The sequence below is a fragment of the Kitasatospora acidiphila genome (assembly GCF_006636205.1).
Taxonomy (GTDB): Bacteria; Actinomycetota; Actinomycetes; order Streptomycetales; family Streptomycetaceae; genus Kitasatospora; species Kitasatospora acidiphila.
The window spans coordinates 1,198,829-1,212,690 of record NZ_VIGB01000003.1 but is presented as its reverse complement, the minus strand read 5'-3'; the positions used below and the strand labels follow the sequence as shown (position 1 = coordinate 1,212,690).

The following is a 13,862-nucleotide window of genomic DNA, read 5'->3' as shown; positions in this document are numbered from 1 at the left end:
CGCCGTGCTCTAGGCCGCTTCGAAACTCTGAGCGGGCGTGCCGGGCCGTTGTTGGTCGAGTCGGGTGGTGTAGTAGGCATGCAGGGCCGCTTCGCTGCCGGATCCGGTAGCGATCATGATCCGCTGTCCGCGGGAGGATCGCAGGTCGCCGACGGTGAGGACACGCGGGTGCTGGCGATCGGGTGGGCAGTACCCCGAAGCGTCGGTGGCGAGAAGTCCTCTCAGCGTGGCGGGTATTGAACCGACGTTCAGGAAGGCGGCGTCGGCTGGCCAGCGGCCGGTCCGGCCGTCATTGGTGGTGCCCGTTGCTGCGAGCGTGCCGTCCTGTTGCTCTTCGAGGGCTATGTGGTTGATGCGGATGAGTTCGACGCGGCTGTCGTGGCGAGCTTCTTCGGCTTTGTAGTCGTCTGCGGCCGGGTGGAGGACCAGGAGGCGCGTTGGCAGGTCGGGGTGGGCGCGCAGGAGGGTGCCGAGGGGGCGGTCGGCGCCGAGGACCAGCACTGTCCGGTTCTTCAGGGCAGAGGGGTCGGCTTCCCAGAGCGGGGGAGTGGTGAGATGACTGGATGAGTGGTGGCTGATCCAGGGCGTCTCGGAGAGGTGTGCTGGTCGTACGCCGGTGGCGACGATGGCGAAGGGGGCGGTGAGGCGCCGTCCTGAGGCGAGCCCGACGGTGGCCTGGTTCTCGTCTGCGTCGAGGTACTCGGCGTGTTCGCTCAGCAGGACCTCGCAGAGACCGCTGCGGTGGACGTCGGCGGTGATGGCGTCGGCCAGCGCGGGGCCGGCGGTGAAGCCGAGGACGTTGCCGAGCGCGGGGATGCGCCGGAGGGTGTGGCACAGCGAGCGCGGTTCCACGAGGACCGAGCGCATGCCGACGCTGGCGGCCATGACGGCTGCCGCGCAGCCGGCGGGGCCGCCGCCGATGATGATCAAGTCATGGGGAGAGGGGATGTCCACTGCGCTCCATCTCATGTTCTGCGGTGGGTGTGGTAAGCCGGGTGAGCAGCTGGTCGCTTGTGACCAGCTGGCCGGAGCCGATGAAGCGACGGGCGATGCGCAGGCCAGCGTCGTGGATCTCCGGGCCGGCGTCGCTGGCGCAGGCGTCGGTCACGATCCACGGCGTGAAGCCACGCTCGAAGGCGTCGGCAGCTGACTTGAGGACGCAGCTTTCTGTTGCTACTCCGCAGAACACCAGGTCGCTCCAGCGTTCCTCGGCGGCGAGGGAGGCGGCCTGGGGGGTGAACCAGCTGTAGGCGGGTTTGTCGATCACTGCTACGGCTTGCTCCACGTGGGGCAGTAGGCCAGGTGCGATATCGGTTTCCGGGGAGGTCTGCAGGCGGGTCCAGTGGATGAGCCGCTCGAACGGGCTGCCGGGGTAGTTGAGGTAGCGGGTGAAGACGACTGGCCGACCGGTCGCGCTCCAGCGGTCGATGAGTCCGGCGACCTTGGCCACGAGGTGCTCGGTGTGGTGGTTGAGGAAGCCGTTCTGCATGTCGACGACGATCAACGCCGCTTTGGGGTCCATCGATGTCCTTCCCGTCCTGACCGTCAGCCGACTGTGTCCCGCAGGGCGTCCTGGGCCGCGCGCATGCGGGCGGCCAGGCCGCTGGTGTTCACGACTGCTTCGCGCATCAGGACGTGCTGGGCCGTTTCCTGGGCGCGGGCCGTCGTGAGGCGAGAGTACGCCGCTCGCAGGAAGCGCCAGCCGTAGCCCTCGGAGATGGTGGGGTCGCGGCCGTCTTCGACGAGCTGCTGGATCTGGCGACAGAAGGCCCACAGCGCCTGGACGTCGAGCTCGCAGGCAATCAGCTCGTCGAGGGTCAGACTCCGTTCGGCGTCCTGGGCGGCGTAGGCCACGCCGGACCAGCCGGCGTAGCCGGTCGAGACGCCGCGGATGCCGAAGGAGACCAGGTCGGGATGCTCGAAGCCCTTGGCGAGGAGTGAGTCCTCCACCGAGGCGTCGAGGGGCTGCGGTGTGGCGCTGGTGCGGTTGACGAGAACCGACGGAGTCGACAGTAGCCGGGTGGCGGTGTCGAGTTGGTCGCCGGCCCACGGGCTGCTGGCGAGCCAGTACAGGGACAGGACGTACTCCGGGTTCGGAGCCTGCGCGGCTGGGATGTCGAGGGCGCCGGCGAGCGCGGTTCGGGCCCAGGGCAGGTCGGCGGCGTAGGTGCGGTAGCGCCACAGGGCCAGATCGGTGAGGGAGGAGGGCTCTCGGCGCTGGACGAGATGGAACACGGCCACACCGCAGGCGAACAGGTGCAGCGTGCAATCGCCGTCAGGGTGGTTGACCTGCGCGGACGAGCGCTCCAGCCACGCCTCCGGCGCACCAGCCGTCGAACCGCGCAGGTGTCGGGCGAGGTCCTCGCCGATGTAGACCGGGATGAACTTGTGGGAGTCGACGACGATCGGGGCGGATACCGAACCGGTGGCGGGTCGTTGCCCGAGAGCTTCGGCGAAGCGGGCGCGGGCGTCCTGCGAGCAGCGCTCCAGTGCGGTGTCCAGGATGGCCTGTGACTCCTGACGCGGGATCAGGGCAGCTCCGCCGGCGAACCATTTCGACACTGTCCGGTCGCTGACCCCGAGGTGCTCGGCGAAGTCGCGCTGCGACTTGCGCATAGCCGCACACAGAAGGGCGGCCTCCCTGCCACTCCACTGCTGCACGCCGATCATCCCTCACCCCCTACGGGTCACCGACAGTACCGGCATTGGACGGCCAGCGTAGCCATCTTGGTTCGGCAGCGGTACGGCGGCGGTGCGGCACTCGTTCAACCTCATGCAGTTCGTCAGCCGCCATGCTGATGTCTCACCGGAGTTACCCGTCCGGTCGTGACCGCGAGGAGTCCACAGACCATGTCTCAGATCGTGAAGCGCAACGCCCGGGTGATCCTGCTCGACGGCGATGAGCTGGACCAGCTGGTGCTGATCCGGCGGACCAAGCCCGGACGCGAGCCGTACTGGGTGACGGTCGGAGGGGGCGTCGAGTCCAGCGACAACAGCGTTGAGGCGGCGCTGCACCGAGAGGTGTTCGAGGAGCTGGGCGGCGCGATCCACCCGCCCCGGCTCGTCCACCTGATCACGGACGAGCTGGAGGAGGGCCTGGGCGTGCAGCACATCTTCGTGGCCCGCTTGAAGGAGATGGACCTCGAGGCGCGCACCGGCACCGAGTTCGCCAAGCCCGAGCGCGGCGGCTACGAGGTCGTCCGGGTGCCGTTCACGGCGGAGGCCGTGCGCGGGATCCAGCTGATGCCGCCCCAGCTGGCCGACTTCATCGCCGCCAACATCGAGGCGATCCGAACGGTGAGCGAATGGTGAGCCGCGACGCGCTGCCGCGGTTCCTGAGCTTGAACGGGCCGGACAACGTCGGCAAGACCACCCACCTGGCGCGGATCGCCGAGCACTATCCCGCACTGCAGCCGCTCGGTTCGATCCACCATCACGATCCGACGCCGTGGAATGGGGCCGCGCAAGGGGATTACGCTACCTGGTGGTTCGAGAAGGTCAGCACCAGGGAGCTGACCGGCATGATGCTGGCCAGCCACGCCATGCGAGCCGCGGCTCGTAGTCCGCAGTCCGTGGGTCTGTTGGATCGCGGTCTGCCAATGCTCCTGGCGGCAGCCGCGGCCACCAGCGCCATCAAGGACAGCCTCACCAGCGCGCAGGCGCTGGCCGGCATCGAAGCCCTCGCCGCTGAGAGCGGCCTGGCCGCCGAGCCGGAGGCAGCGATCCTGCTGCTGCCCTCGCGTGACGCTGCCCGCAGCTACGCGATCACCAGCGTGCGCGAGGGCCGGGTGTGGACCGGGGTGTACGTCCGCTACCAGCACACCCTGCACGAGGTCCTCACCCTTCAAGCCAGCAAAGGCACTTACGCAGCGGTGATCGACTGTGAAGGCCGCAGCATCAACGACGTCCACGTCCGCCTGCTCACCCACGCCGCACGCATCATCCCCGCACTGTTTCTCCGGACAGGAGACGACTCGTGATCCTCCCGATCCCGCCCCTGATTCTCCCGGACGGCCTGGCCGAGGCTGTTCAAACGCTGCCCGACAAGGACTGCCGCCGCCTGACTCAGGCGCTGGAGGGCCTGCACGCCGTCAACAGCCGCCTGTGGGAGGCGGAAGACCGCGTTCGCGCGGCCGACGCCAGCCCGGTGGCGGTGGCCGATGCCAAGCGGGCCATCGACCAGCTGAACGCCGAGCGCAACCAGCTCGCCGAACGAGCCGACGAGGTCTTGGCCACCCTGGCCACCACCGCGTCGGCCGAGACCCCGGTGCACACCGAGACGATCGCCGGCAGCCTGGACCGGCTGAGCGTTCTGACGCTTCGTGTCTTCCACACGGAGCGGGCCGCCGTACTCGACGACCTCATTGCTCGCAGGGTGCCGACGCTCCACCAGCAACGCGACGAGCTCGGCGCCGCCATCGACATCCTCACCATCGAGGTGATGTCCGGGCGCCGCCGGCTCCCGAATGCGGCTCGCCACAAGCTCTACGGCCGCGATGAGGCCGTCTCGGTCACCATGCGACCGGCGCGGGGAATCGACAAGGTGGTGGCCTTCGGTGGCCTGAGCGAGTGCGGCAAGAGCACCAGCGCCCGGTACCTCGTCGATTTCCACGGCGCACAGCGCCTGAAGATCGGCTACCTCCTGCAGCAGGGCGCGCTGCGCCGGGGTTTGAGTGACCCCTACCAGTTGTCCGCTGCGCGCCAGGCCGAGTTGCTGCTGGAGGAGCTGAACCGCTTCGCCGAAGGGCACCGCGACGTTCGCCTGTTCACCATCGAGTCCGTCCACGACGACGCCTCCATCGCCGAGTTGAAGGAACTCATGGGCGACGTGCTGCAAATCGTCTACCTGGACGTGCCGTTCGACGTACGCGCAACCCGCTCCGGAACTTGCCCGCAAGCGGTTGCCGCCAAGGACGAGGTCAAGCTTTCCCGCGGCGCCCACCGAGTCCTGGAGGTGGCCGACTTTGTCCTCGACAACACCGGCAGCGTCCTCGACCTGCGCGCCTGGCTGGCCCACATCGCCCAGCGGCCGGCCGTCCAACCCGACCAGTCACCGACCGCGATACCCCAGCCTCCCGACGTGCCGACAACCGTGGCCGATGCCACTGCCGCGCTCGCCGACACCCTGCGCTCCGCCGGCCCTGCGGTGCAGCTTGCGGCCCTGACCGGAAGCCCCGTCCAGGGAGCCTGGATTCCCGGCTGGTCGGACCTGGACCTGCTGGTCGTCGCCGACCACCAGGCCGCCCCTGCCGTCAGCAGGGCGCTGGCCGACTACCGCCGCCGCCTGGGCGATGTGGCCTCGGTCGGCCTGACGCTGGTCACCGCCGACGAGCTGCTCGCGCACCGCCTCGTGCCCCGGTTGGCCTTCGCCCTCTACAACATCCAGAACGGCATGCCCGTCCTGCACCGGACCGCCACGCTGCACGTGCCCGTCATCACGCCTGACGACCTTGCTCGGGCTGCCGTGCGCGAACTTCCCCAGGTCGTCATCACCCTGCGGCGCCTGCGGGCCGAAGCCACACCGGGCATCCTGCGCCAGCTCTACAAGCACATCGTTCTCGCCGCCCGACTCATCTTGCGCGAGAACGGTCAATGGACCAGCGGCCCCGACCAGATCCTCGCCGCCGCTTCCAACCTGCCGGGGCTGGGCCCGCTCGACCTGCCGACGCTGCAGAGCGTCGCCGACGCGTGGCGCGAGGGCACACCCGACAACGCGCTCAGCACGGTCATCGCCGCGGCCGATCGCCTATTGGCCTGGTACGCCTTGCAGCTCGCCGCATAACGCTGACCCTTTCGCCGAACCGCCTCCCAGCACCCCACGAGCCACGACCGGAGTACAGCCATGCCCGAAACCCTCGCGCCCACCATCCCCGCACCGTTCGCCGCCCGCACCGTGGAGCGCCTGAGCGTTCCCGAGACCAGCCGCCGTGAGCGCGTCATCCACTCGCTGGACGGCCTGGAACAGCCCGTCCGCATGGCCGACCTGACCAGCGCCGGCCAGGAGTTGTGGAAGAAGTCCAACGAGGAGATGGAGCTGGGCCCCATCGACTACCTCCTCGGCCTGGATGCCGGCGGCATCATCCCCACCCTTGCGCTGGCCCAGGCGGCCGGGCTGCCGTACAAGATCGCCTGGAAGCTGCACCTGCCGCTGGAGGGCATGGTCCAGTTCAGCGAGCCGCACGCCCGCCGCACCGACGTCTACGCCTACGGGATCACCCGTGGCAGCCGGGTACTGATCGTCGACGACGAGATCACCACCGGCGAGACCCTGGCCAACCTCACTCAGCGCCTGCGCGGCGCGGGCGCGATCCCGCTCGGCGCGGTTTGCCTTGTCGAGGACAAGCGCCACGCCGGCCGGCACCGCCTGGCCGGCCTCGGCCTCCCACTGACCAGCCTGCACTCCATCCAGGCCGACCGGTGAGCACCAAGACCCCCGCTCCTGCCATAGGGTGCCACAACGGGCAGACCCGCTACCCGGCAGCTGACCTGCACACCACGCCGCTGGGCTACGACCGATCCGGCCTGGACATCGGCCAGCAACTTCCCATCCCGCCCGCAATCGACCTGGTCAACCGCCTGGCCGACTGCACTCAGATCGAGATCGCCCTGCACGGCAAGCTTGGCGACAGTCTCCTCACACTGTCCAGCGTCCGCGCCGCAGCCGAGTGGCTCGCCCTACGCCATGGCGAACCGGTACCGGTCACGGTAACCGGCCCGCACACCGCGCTGTTCGCGCGCAGCAACCTCGCCCGCCTCGACGTCATCGGCCCGAGCGACCAGCAGCAAGCCGTGATCGCCGACCGCGACGGTGCCAGTGCCCGCGGCCCCGCGGCCGGCACCTACCTGATGTGCGACCCCGCCGCACCACCGTGCTGGTCCACCGACGGCCACGCTCATTCCGATCTGCCCGCCCGCCACTACCTCGCGCTCGAGCGCCGCCTGGGCGTGCGCCTTCCGGCCAGCGGCCCGTTCACCCCGCTGCTGTACGCACGCAGCAATCCAAGGGTCCACCAACTCCACAGCGCACACTGGCTGGACGGACTCACCATCGCCGCCATCACCGCCACCAGCTGGCCCCAACTCAAAGACTGGGGCACCGACCGGTTCACCGAAACCGCTGAACGCATCGCCCACCACACCGGCGCCCCCGTCCGGCTCCTGCTCATCGGCGCCAAGACGGAAACCGACACGCGGACCACTGCCAAGGCCGAGCCGCCCCGCGGCAACCTGCAGATCCTGCACCTGGACGGCATGCCGGCCGAGGACCTGGCTGACCTCCTCCCACAGACCGACCTCGTCCTCGGCAACGACACCGGGCTGACCCACCTCGCGGCCCTCGCCCGCAACCCCAACGGAGCCGGCCCCCAGGTCATCGGCCTCTACGCCCGTCACAGCCACAGCAAGTGGCGCACAGGACTGCCCCACCACCACGCCATCGCCACCACCGCCTCCGAACGCATGCACCAGGGCGACCTCTGCCCGGTGCGCGACCACCTCGACCAACCCAAGGACGCCGACCTGACCGCGATCACCCCGGCCGCCGTCGCCGACCTCGCCACCCACCTCCTGGCAGGCCGCCGATGACCCCGAACCCGCGCTGGAGCATCGGACCGATCCGTCGCTTCACCCGCAACCTGCTCCTGCCCGCCACCGTGGCCGGCCACCCGATCATGCTCAAGTACACCCGCGACCCGAGTGAGGCACTCGCCGAGATCCGCGGGCACCAGGTTCTGGCCGACCACTACCGCGTGCCCGCCCTCCACACCCACCAGCGCGTCCCCGGCGGGCACCTGCTCCTCTACGAGCGCCTGCCGGTCGGCACCGACAGCGGCCTGCTCCTCGACCTGCTCAACCAACCCGGCGAGCCCACCAACGAACTGCGCGACTACATGACCGCACTGACCGAGGCGTACCGGAAGGCCATGTCCACCACCGCCCGCCTGCTCCACCCACGCCACATCGTCCGCAAGCTCTACTGGGACCGCGCACAACCCGGCGGACGCCTCGACGACTACTACCTCGGCCGCGACTACCCGTTCCACGGCCCACTGACCGTCAGCGAACTCACCAACCACACCCTGATCGTCAACAACCGCGAACTGCACCTCGACTGGCACCACACCCTCACCTGGATCCGAGACCAGTTCGCCACCGACGAGCCGATCTGGGCGGCACTCACCCAAGGCGACCCCACCGACGTCAATCTCGCCTACCCCCTCGCCTGGCTCGACTACGACACCGCCGGCATGAACAGCCTCCCGGGCGAGTTCGCCAACTTCCTTTGGTACACCACCGCCCTCGGCGGATGGCTCGTACCCACCTACAACCCCACGGCCTTCACCGACCACCCCGCCACCCTCGATCAACTCCCCATCAACCGGCCCAAACTCCACTGGCTCGCCATCGAGCCGCGCACCCGCACCATCCGCATCGACTACAGCACGACCCCCGCACCAGCCCGCCAAGCCGCCGCCAACTGGTACTGGAAGCACCTCGTCGAACCCACCGCCGCCGACCTCTGGCCCGGCCAAGACCTCGGCCAACTCCTGCGCCCCTACCTCGTGATGCGCATCCTCGCCATCTACAACGTCGCCGACCTCGAAGCGCGCGACCGAATGATCATCCTCGCCCGCCTCGCCGAAGCCATGGACCCCGGCTTCAACCCGATCACCTTCTTCCACCTCGAGGAAACCCTGTGCGCGACACCCTGACCGGCCGCACCGCCCTGATCACCGGAGCAACCGGCGGCATTGGCCAGGCCATCACCCGCCGCCTCGCCGCCGACGGAGCCACCCTGATCCTCGCCCACTTCAACGACCACCAGGCCGCGGACGACCTCGCCGCCCACCTCGGCCGACAAGGCACCACCGCTGTGCCGATCCACGCCGACCTGCGTGACCCCGACCAGGCCCAACACCTCGCTCGGGCCGCCACCGACAGACTCGGCACCATCGACATCCTCGTCAGCAACGCCGGCGTCTATCCGCGCACACCCTGGCCCGAACTCACCCTCAACCACTGGCGCGACAGCCTCGACACCAACCTCACCAGCCACTACCTCCTGGCCCAGGCCCTCACCCCGGCCATGGCCGCACAAGGCTGGGGACGAATGCTGACCCTCGGATCCGTCCTGGCCACCGCCGGCCGCCACGACCTCGCCCCCTACATCAGCGCCAAGGCCGGCCTCGAAGGACTCACCCGCGCCCTCGCCCGCGAACTCGGCCCCAGCGGCATCACCGCCAACTGCATCGTCCCCGGCTCCATCCGCGTGCCGGCCGAAGACGACGTCGTCCCCGACCCCGAAGCCATGACCACCCGCCAACTCGCCCGCCAGTGCATCCAACGCCGCGGCCATCCCGACGACGTGGCCGCCGCAGTCGCCTTCCTCGCCCGCGACGAAGCCGGCTTCATCACCGGCCAGACCCTGCGCGTTGACGGAGGTTGGATCCTTGGCTGACATCTGGCTCATGCGCCACGCTGCCTACCAGGGACACCAAACCGGCCATCACGCCCACCCCGGCGCCCCGCTCAGCGACGAAGGCCGTGAGCAGGCCCGTCACGCTGCCCGCAGCGTCCCGGACGGCATCGTCGGCATCGTCACCAGCACGATGCCCCGTGCACGAGAAACCGCCGAGATCCTCGCCAACCACACCAGCCTGCCGCTGGTCGCTGCGCTTCCGATCTTCGCCGAGTGGCAAGCGCCGAGCATCGTTTACGGCCGCGGACCTGGCACCTACCCCGAGAGGTACACCGCTTGGCAGGCTCGGCGACGCGAGGAACCTGAACTGCGGTGCGGCGACGGCGAAAGCCTCGCCGACCTGCATGCGCGCGCTATGGACGGCCTCACGCTTCTGAACGCCACAGCCCGCCAGGGCAGCCTGCTCCTCATCTCCCACGCGTTGTATCTCGGCGTTCTCACCCGTCTCGGCAACAGCGCGGCAGTAGCCTTCGAGGACGCGGCGCGGGACCTTTGGCAGTTCACCGAAACCCGAGTGCTGACAACATTGACTGCAGGCAACTGAAGCCGCAGCGACGAGAGGGGCACCTGCCCAGTTCTCGGGGCATTCGCAGCGGCTACCCAGTTCCACAGGATCCGCCTCCGGGCGTGGTCGGGCCAGCTTCAAACGGCCTCGCCAACTGCGGGGCCCAGGTCGCCTGAAGGGCTTCAACATGCTGATTCGCGACGCGGTCGTCGGCGACGGCCCCGCGCTGGCCCGTGTTCACTTTGATGCCTGGCATGTCGGATACGCCGGCCTCATGCCGCAGGGCCTGCTCGACGCGACGACCATGGAGCGCCGTACGGTGTCGTGGCAACTAACCTTGAGCGGGGAACGCACCTTGAGAGAGAACATCTTGGTCGCCGAAGTGAACGGAACTCCACTGGGCTTTGCGCACACTGGTCCTGGACGGGACGCGGACGCTGACGGTGCCGGCGAGCTCTGGGCGCTGAACGTGGCACCGTCGCAATGGGGTAGCGGCCTGGCTTCCACCCTCGTCCGGACGGCTCATGACGTCCTGCGTCGAGGCGGGTTCGACAGGGCGACTCTGTGGGTGCTCACCGGCAATGCCCGCGCCCGTAGGTTCTATGAACGGCACGGCTGGAGTCCTGACGGCGTCGCCCGCGAAGAAACCATCAGGGGCTTCACCATCCCCGAGCTGCGATACACACTCGACCTACGTCTCACGTGAGTTGCCAGATTCTGTCTGCTCTGGAGACCGCTGACGGTAACGCAGGCGGGCCTGTAGCGGGCCTTCCTCGTCCGCATAGTCGGTCGCGGGTACTACGCGGAACTGGCACCGGTCCTTGCGGAGGCTACCCCGCGACAGCACCCGACATGACGCATGACGTCATGTCATCGTGCCGAAGTTGCTTCCCCCCAACGGATTTGACGTCGGAATGTCTGGCAAGGTTGCTGCGGTTCGCCAGCAGATCCGGCGCTCTTCCGAGTATCATCGGCGAGTGCTCACCAACCCCGATGCGCTTACCGTGCTTTGCTTCGGTGACTCCAACACCTACGGACAGCGCTCCGAGCAGGTCGAGCTCGGACGATGGCCCGTCGACATGCGCTGGACGGGTCAGTTGCAGCGCCTGTTGGGAGACGAGTACAGCGTCATCGAGGAGGGGCTGAGCGGGCGTACGACCGACTTGGACGATTGCGAGCAAATCGGCGCCAATGGTCGCGAATACCTACGGCCGTGCCTGGAGACGCATCTGCCGCTGGATATCGTGGTATTGATGTTGGGTACGAACGACCTCAAGGTCCGCTTCGAACGCTCTTCAGCTCAGATTGTCTCTGCAGTATCCGAACTCGTGGATGACATCCTGGTCACGGCAAGTAGCCGCGACGGTGCCCAAAGTCACATTGTCCTGCTGGCCCCAGTGCCTCCGGACAATCGTAGGCCGAAGTTCGCCGAACTCTATGGTGCCGACTTTGATCGTCAATCAATCGATAAGTCACAGGAGTTGGCTGGCGGACTTCGCGCTTTGGCGGTGAGTCGTGGATTGGCGTTCGTTAGCCTCGGCGATGTGGCCAGCGTGGGTGAAGACGGGTTGCACCTCGATCGCGACTCGCACGCTCCTGTCGCCGAACTTGTGGCGCAAGCAATCAAGGGGAAGGTGGCGGTCTGAACCCGCCAGCCGCCGGTATCGCCCTGCCACGCCTGTACGACCGCTACCACCTCTACGGGCATCTGCGAGCGATTGCCAGGGCGGCCGACTCGGCGAAGTTCCTGACGCCATCGACCGGTTCAGGAGACCAGTCGGCTGATGCCGAGAGGCCCGTGTTCCATCCGGGCAGGGGAGGAACGGTTCCTCAGACGGCAACAGCTTCAAGAGCCTCGCGGACATCCTCACGCCCAAGTACCGCGGCGCACCAGGAGAAATGTCCGTCGGCCCCATTCGGGTCGTACGCGTTGGACGCTGCGATCCCGTACGCGGCGCGATATCCGAGCAGCAGCTCAACGGGGTAACCGAACTCTCGCGCCACCCGGTGAGTAAGCCGGTCATCGACCTCTCGAGCGTGAGGCCCGTACATGTCGACGATCCCCGCAGCGATGCTCGCATCCCATGCAGGATCGCCCGCGCCAGATAGGAAACCGAAGTCCAGCAAGGCAGTCAGCCGCAGATCGTCGCCCACGAGGATGTTCTCCAAGCACACGTCACCGTGCACCACTGACTGCGGCCGCTCAGCCTGCCGAGACACAAGCTCGGCAACTTGGCTGAAGACAACGTCGAAGCCATCGACCACCAAGCGCAGTTGGTCTCCGAACGACGCAACCCGACGCTGCAGCAACCCGTTAAGGGCGGCCGCCCAGTTCTCCGCGCCTTCCCACAACGGCGTCGGCTCATCCAGTACCGCCAGCTGACGCATTGCTGCCGTCGCTGGCACCATGGCCAATCCCCGCAGTACCTCTATGACGGCAGCGTCCGCCTCTGGTGGCACGCCGGCACCCACGAACTGTTTGAGCGGCCGACCCATCAGCTCTCTCTCGATCGTTACAGCATTCCCATCGACCTCGCGGACTTCGAGGATCTGCGGTGTCGCAAACGACAGGCCCGCCCGAGAGATGTCCGAGTAGAACTTCTGCAGGCGCTTCAACTCCGCAGCTTCGCGCCGACCCCAGACCTTGGCGACCAGCCCCTGGCCGAGGCGGTAGACCGCACCCTCCATCCCGGCGGCCAGCGGGACCACGTCACGGTATCCGCCAGAGCTGAAGTACTCGATCCAGTTCGTCTCGTGCGACTGCATGTGCGACCTCGAGGGAGCTTCGACAGATCGGCCATCGCCGGACACCCCACGCAGAGTAGCGCTTTGCTACACAGAAGGACTACACAGCTGCCTGCGGGAGTGCATGCGACTTTGAACGACTGAACCAAAAGAGAATTGGCACTCCATCTTCCTTTACGGACAGCGGTTTACCGCGGGAGTGTGCTTGGCTGGGGGCGTGATCGATGACTTCCTGACCCACCGCCTGGGCGCCGTCGAGGAGGCCGTGCACGAGGCCGCGGCCGCGGAGATCATGCCTCGCTTCCGCAAACTGGCAGACCACGAAGTGGAGTCCAAGGCCGGCGCGCACGACTTGGTCACCGTCGCGGACCGGCTCGCCGAGGAGTACCTGACCGCCGCGCTCACGGGGCTGCTGCCGGGTTCGGTCGTGGTTGGCGAGGAGGCGGTGCACGCCGACCCTGGCGTGTACGGGGCGCTGCGTGGAAGCGTGCCGGTGTGGATCGTTGACCCGGTCGACGGCACCCGTCAGTTTGTGCACGGGGACCCGGCGTTCTGCACCCTGGTGGCGCTGGCACACCACGGTGAACTGCTCGCTTCTTGGACGTACGCACCCGCGCTGGGGGAGTTCGCCACCGCCGTGCGTGGTGAGGGGGCGTACCTCAACGGGCGGCGCCTGGTGAGCGGTTCGCCCGAGTCGGGCTCCGAGCTGAGGGTGGCCATCACGCACCCGGACTACACCAGTCCTGAGGAGAAGGCGGTGCTGGCCCGCCTTGAGGTGCCCGGCGTGCGGCTCCGGTATTGCGGCGCGGCCGGGCTGGAGTACCTGCGGGTGGCACAGGGCGACATGGATGCCCTGGCGTTCAGCTGGCCTGCAGCCTGGGACCACGCGGCAGGCCTGCTGCTGGTCGCGGAAGCCGGCGGTGCCCAGTACACGGTGGCCGGGGAGCCATTTCGGGTGGACTGGGACAACGCGCTGCCCTTCGCGATCGCGCGTGACGACGCAACCGCCATCCGCGTCCGTGACCTACTGGCGGGCACCGCATAGAGGTACCTGGCGGGGGCGCCGCCGGCAGAAGTCAGCGTTGGACGCGAGCCGAGGCGTCCTCGCGCAGGTGGGCTACCGCGGCGGCGTGG

General features: G+C 68.2%; 15 protein-coding genes. 11 read left to right on the top strand and 4 right to left on the bottom strand.

All coding sequences use genetic code 11. From position 1 onward, the window contains the following. Window positions 1–9: 9 nt before the first annotated feature. The 3 genes from E6W39_RS06250 to E6W39_RS06240 are packed head-to-tail and all read right to left on the bottom strand — an operon-like array spanning window position 10 to window position 2,616. Window positions 10–969, bottom strand: a complete 960-nt coding sequence (locus tag E6W39_RS06250; RefSeq protein WP_141632667.1) for an FAD-dependent oxidoreductase — start codon at window positions 967–969, stop codon at window positions 10–12. Continuing rightward, the gene (locus E6W39_RS06245; RefSeq protein WP_141632666.1) at window positions 932–1,522 is read right to left on the bottom strand and encodes a cysteine hydrolase family protein; all 591 of its coding nucleotides are present in this window, start codon (window positions 1,520–1,522) and stop codon (window positions 932–934) included. Before E6W39_RS06245 ends, E6W39_RS06250 begins: the two co-directional genes overlap by 38 nt. 23 nt (window positions 1,523–1,545) lie before the next feature. After that, entirely contained in the window at window positions 1,546–2,616 is a 1,071-nt protein-coding gene (locus E6W39_RS06240; RefSeq protein WP_141632665.1) for a hypothetical protein, read from the bottom strand. A gap of 234 nt (window positions 2,617–2,850) precedes the next feature. On the opposite strand from E6W39_RS06240, the gene E6W39_RS06235 reads away from it, so the two are divergent. From E6W39_RS06235 to E6W39_RS06190, 10 genes are all read left to right on the top strand, one after another. After that, the gene (locus E6W39_RS06235) at window positions 2,851–3,312 is read left to right on the top strand and encodes an NUDIX hydrolase (protein ID WP_141632664.1); all 462 of its coding nucleotides are present in this window, start codon (window positions 2,851–2,853) and stop codon (window positions 3,310–3,312) included. Then, the gene (locus tag E6W39_RS06230; protein ID WP_141632663.1) at window positions 3,306–3,980 is read left to right on the top strand and encodes a hypothetical protein; all 675 of its coding nucleotides are present in this window, start codon (window positions 3,306–3,308) and stop codon (window positions 3,978–3,980) included. The genes E6W39_RS06235 and E6W39_RS06230 overlap by 7 nt, the downstream gene beginning before the upstream one ends. After that, window positions 3,977–5,782: a DUF4254 domain-containing protein gene (locus E6W39_RS06225; protein WP_141632662.1), complete on the top strand. Its 1,806-nt coding sequence runs from the start codon at window positions 3,977–3,979 to the stop codon at window positions 5,780–5,782. Before E6W39_RS06230 ends, E6W39_RS06225 begins: the two co-directional genes overlap by 4 nt. Window positions 5,783–5,842: 60 nt before the next feature. Next, window positions 5,843–6,421 carry a phosphoribosyltransferase gene (locus E6W39_RS06220; protein ID WP_141632661.1) on the top strand — a complete coding sequence of 193 codons (579 nt, stop codon included), beginning with the start codon at window positions 5,843–5,845 and terminating at the stop codon, window positions 6,419–6,421. Next, complete coding sequence (locus E6W39_RS06215) at window positions 6,418–7,584, top strand: glycosyltransferase family 9 protein (protein WP_141632660.1); 1,167 nt, start codon at window positions 6,418–6,420, stop codon at window positions 7,582–7,584. The genes E6W39_RS06220 and E6W39_RS06215 overlap by 4 nt, the downstream gene beginning before the upstream one ends. Next, complete coding sequence (locus E6W39_RS06210) at window positions 7,581–8,711, top strand: hypothetical protein (protein WP_141632659.1); 1,131 nt, start codon at window positions 7,581–7,583, stop codon at window positions 8,709–8,711. Before E6W39_RS06215 ends, E6W39_RS06210 begins: the two co-directional genes overlap by 4 nt. Next, window positions 8,696–9,457: an SDR family NAD(P)-dependent oxidoreductase gene (locus E6W39_RS06205; protein ID WP_141632658.1), complete on the top strand. Its 762-nt coding sequence runs from the start codon at window positions 8,696–8,698 to the stop codon at window positions 9,455–9,457. Before E6W39_RS06210 ends, E6W39_RS06205 begins: the two co-directional genes overlap by 16 nt. Next, entirely contained in the window at window positions 9,450–10,022 is a 573-nt protein-coding gene (locus E6W39_RS06200) for a histidine phosphatase family protein (protein WP_141632657.1), read from the top strand. Before E6W39_RS06205 ends, E6W39_RS06200 begins: the two co-directional genes overlap by 8 nt. Before the next feature lie 148 nt (window positions 10,023–10,170). After that, a complete protein-coding gene (locus E6W39_RS06195) occupies window positions 10,171–10,689 on the top strand; it encodes a GNAT family N-acetyltransferase (protein WP_141632656.1) in 519 nt (172 codons plus the stop codon). 271 nt (window positions 10,690–10,960) lie between these two features. Further along, window positions 10,961–11,629 carry a GDSL-type esterase/lipase family protein gene (locus tag E6W39_RS06190; RefSeq protein WP_141632655.1) on the top strand — a complete coding sequence of 223 codons (669 nt, stop codon included), beginning with the start codon at window positions 10,961–10,963 and terminating at the stop codon, window positions 11,627–11,629. Between the two features lie 184 nt (window positions 11,630–11,813). Here E6W39_RS06190 and E6W39_RS06185 read toward each other — a convergent pair whose 3' ends face one another. Beyond that, window positions 11,814–12,749, bottom strand: coding sequence for a phosphotransferase family protein (locus E6W39_RS06185; protein WP_141632654.1), 936 nt, complete (start codon window positions 12,747–12,749; stop codon window positions 11,814–11,816). Window positions 12,750–12,945: 196 nt separating this feature from the next. Here E6W39_RS06185 and E6W39_RS06180 point away from each other — a divergent pair, with 196 nt between their 5' ends. Beyond that, complete coding sequence (locus E6W39_RS06180; protein ID WP_141632653.1) at window positions 12,946–13,773, top strand: inositol monophosphatase family protein; 828 nt, start codon at window positions 12,946–12,948, stop codon at window positions 13,771–13,773. Window positions 13,774–13,862: the final 89 nt, after the last annotated feature.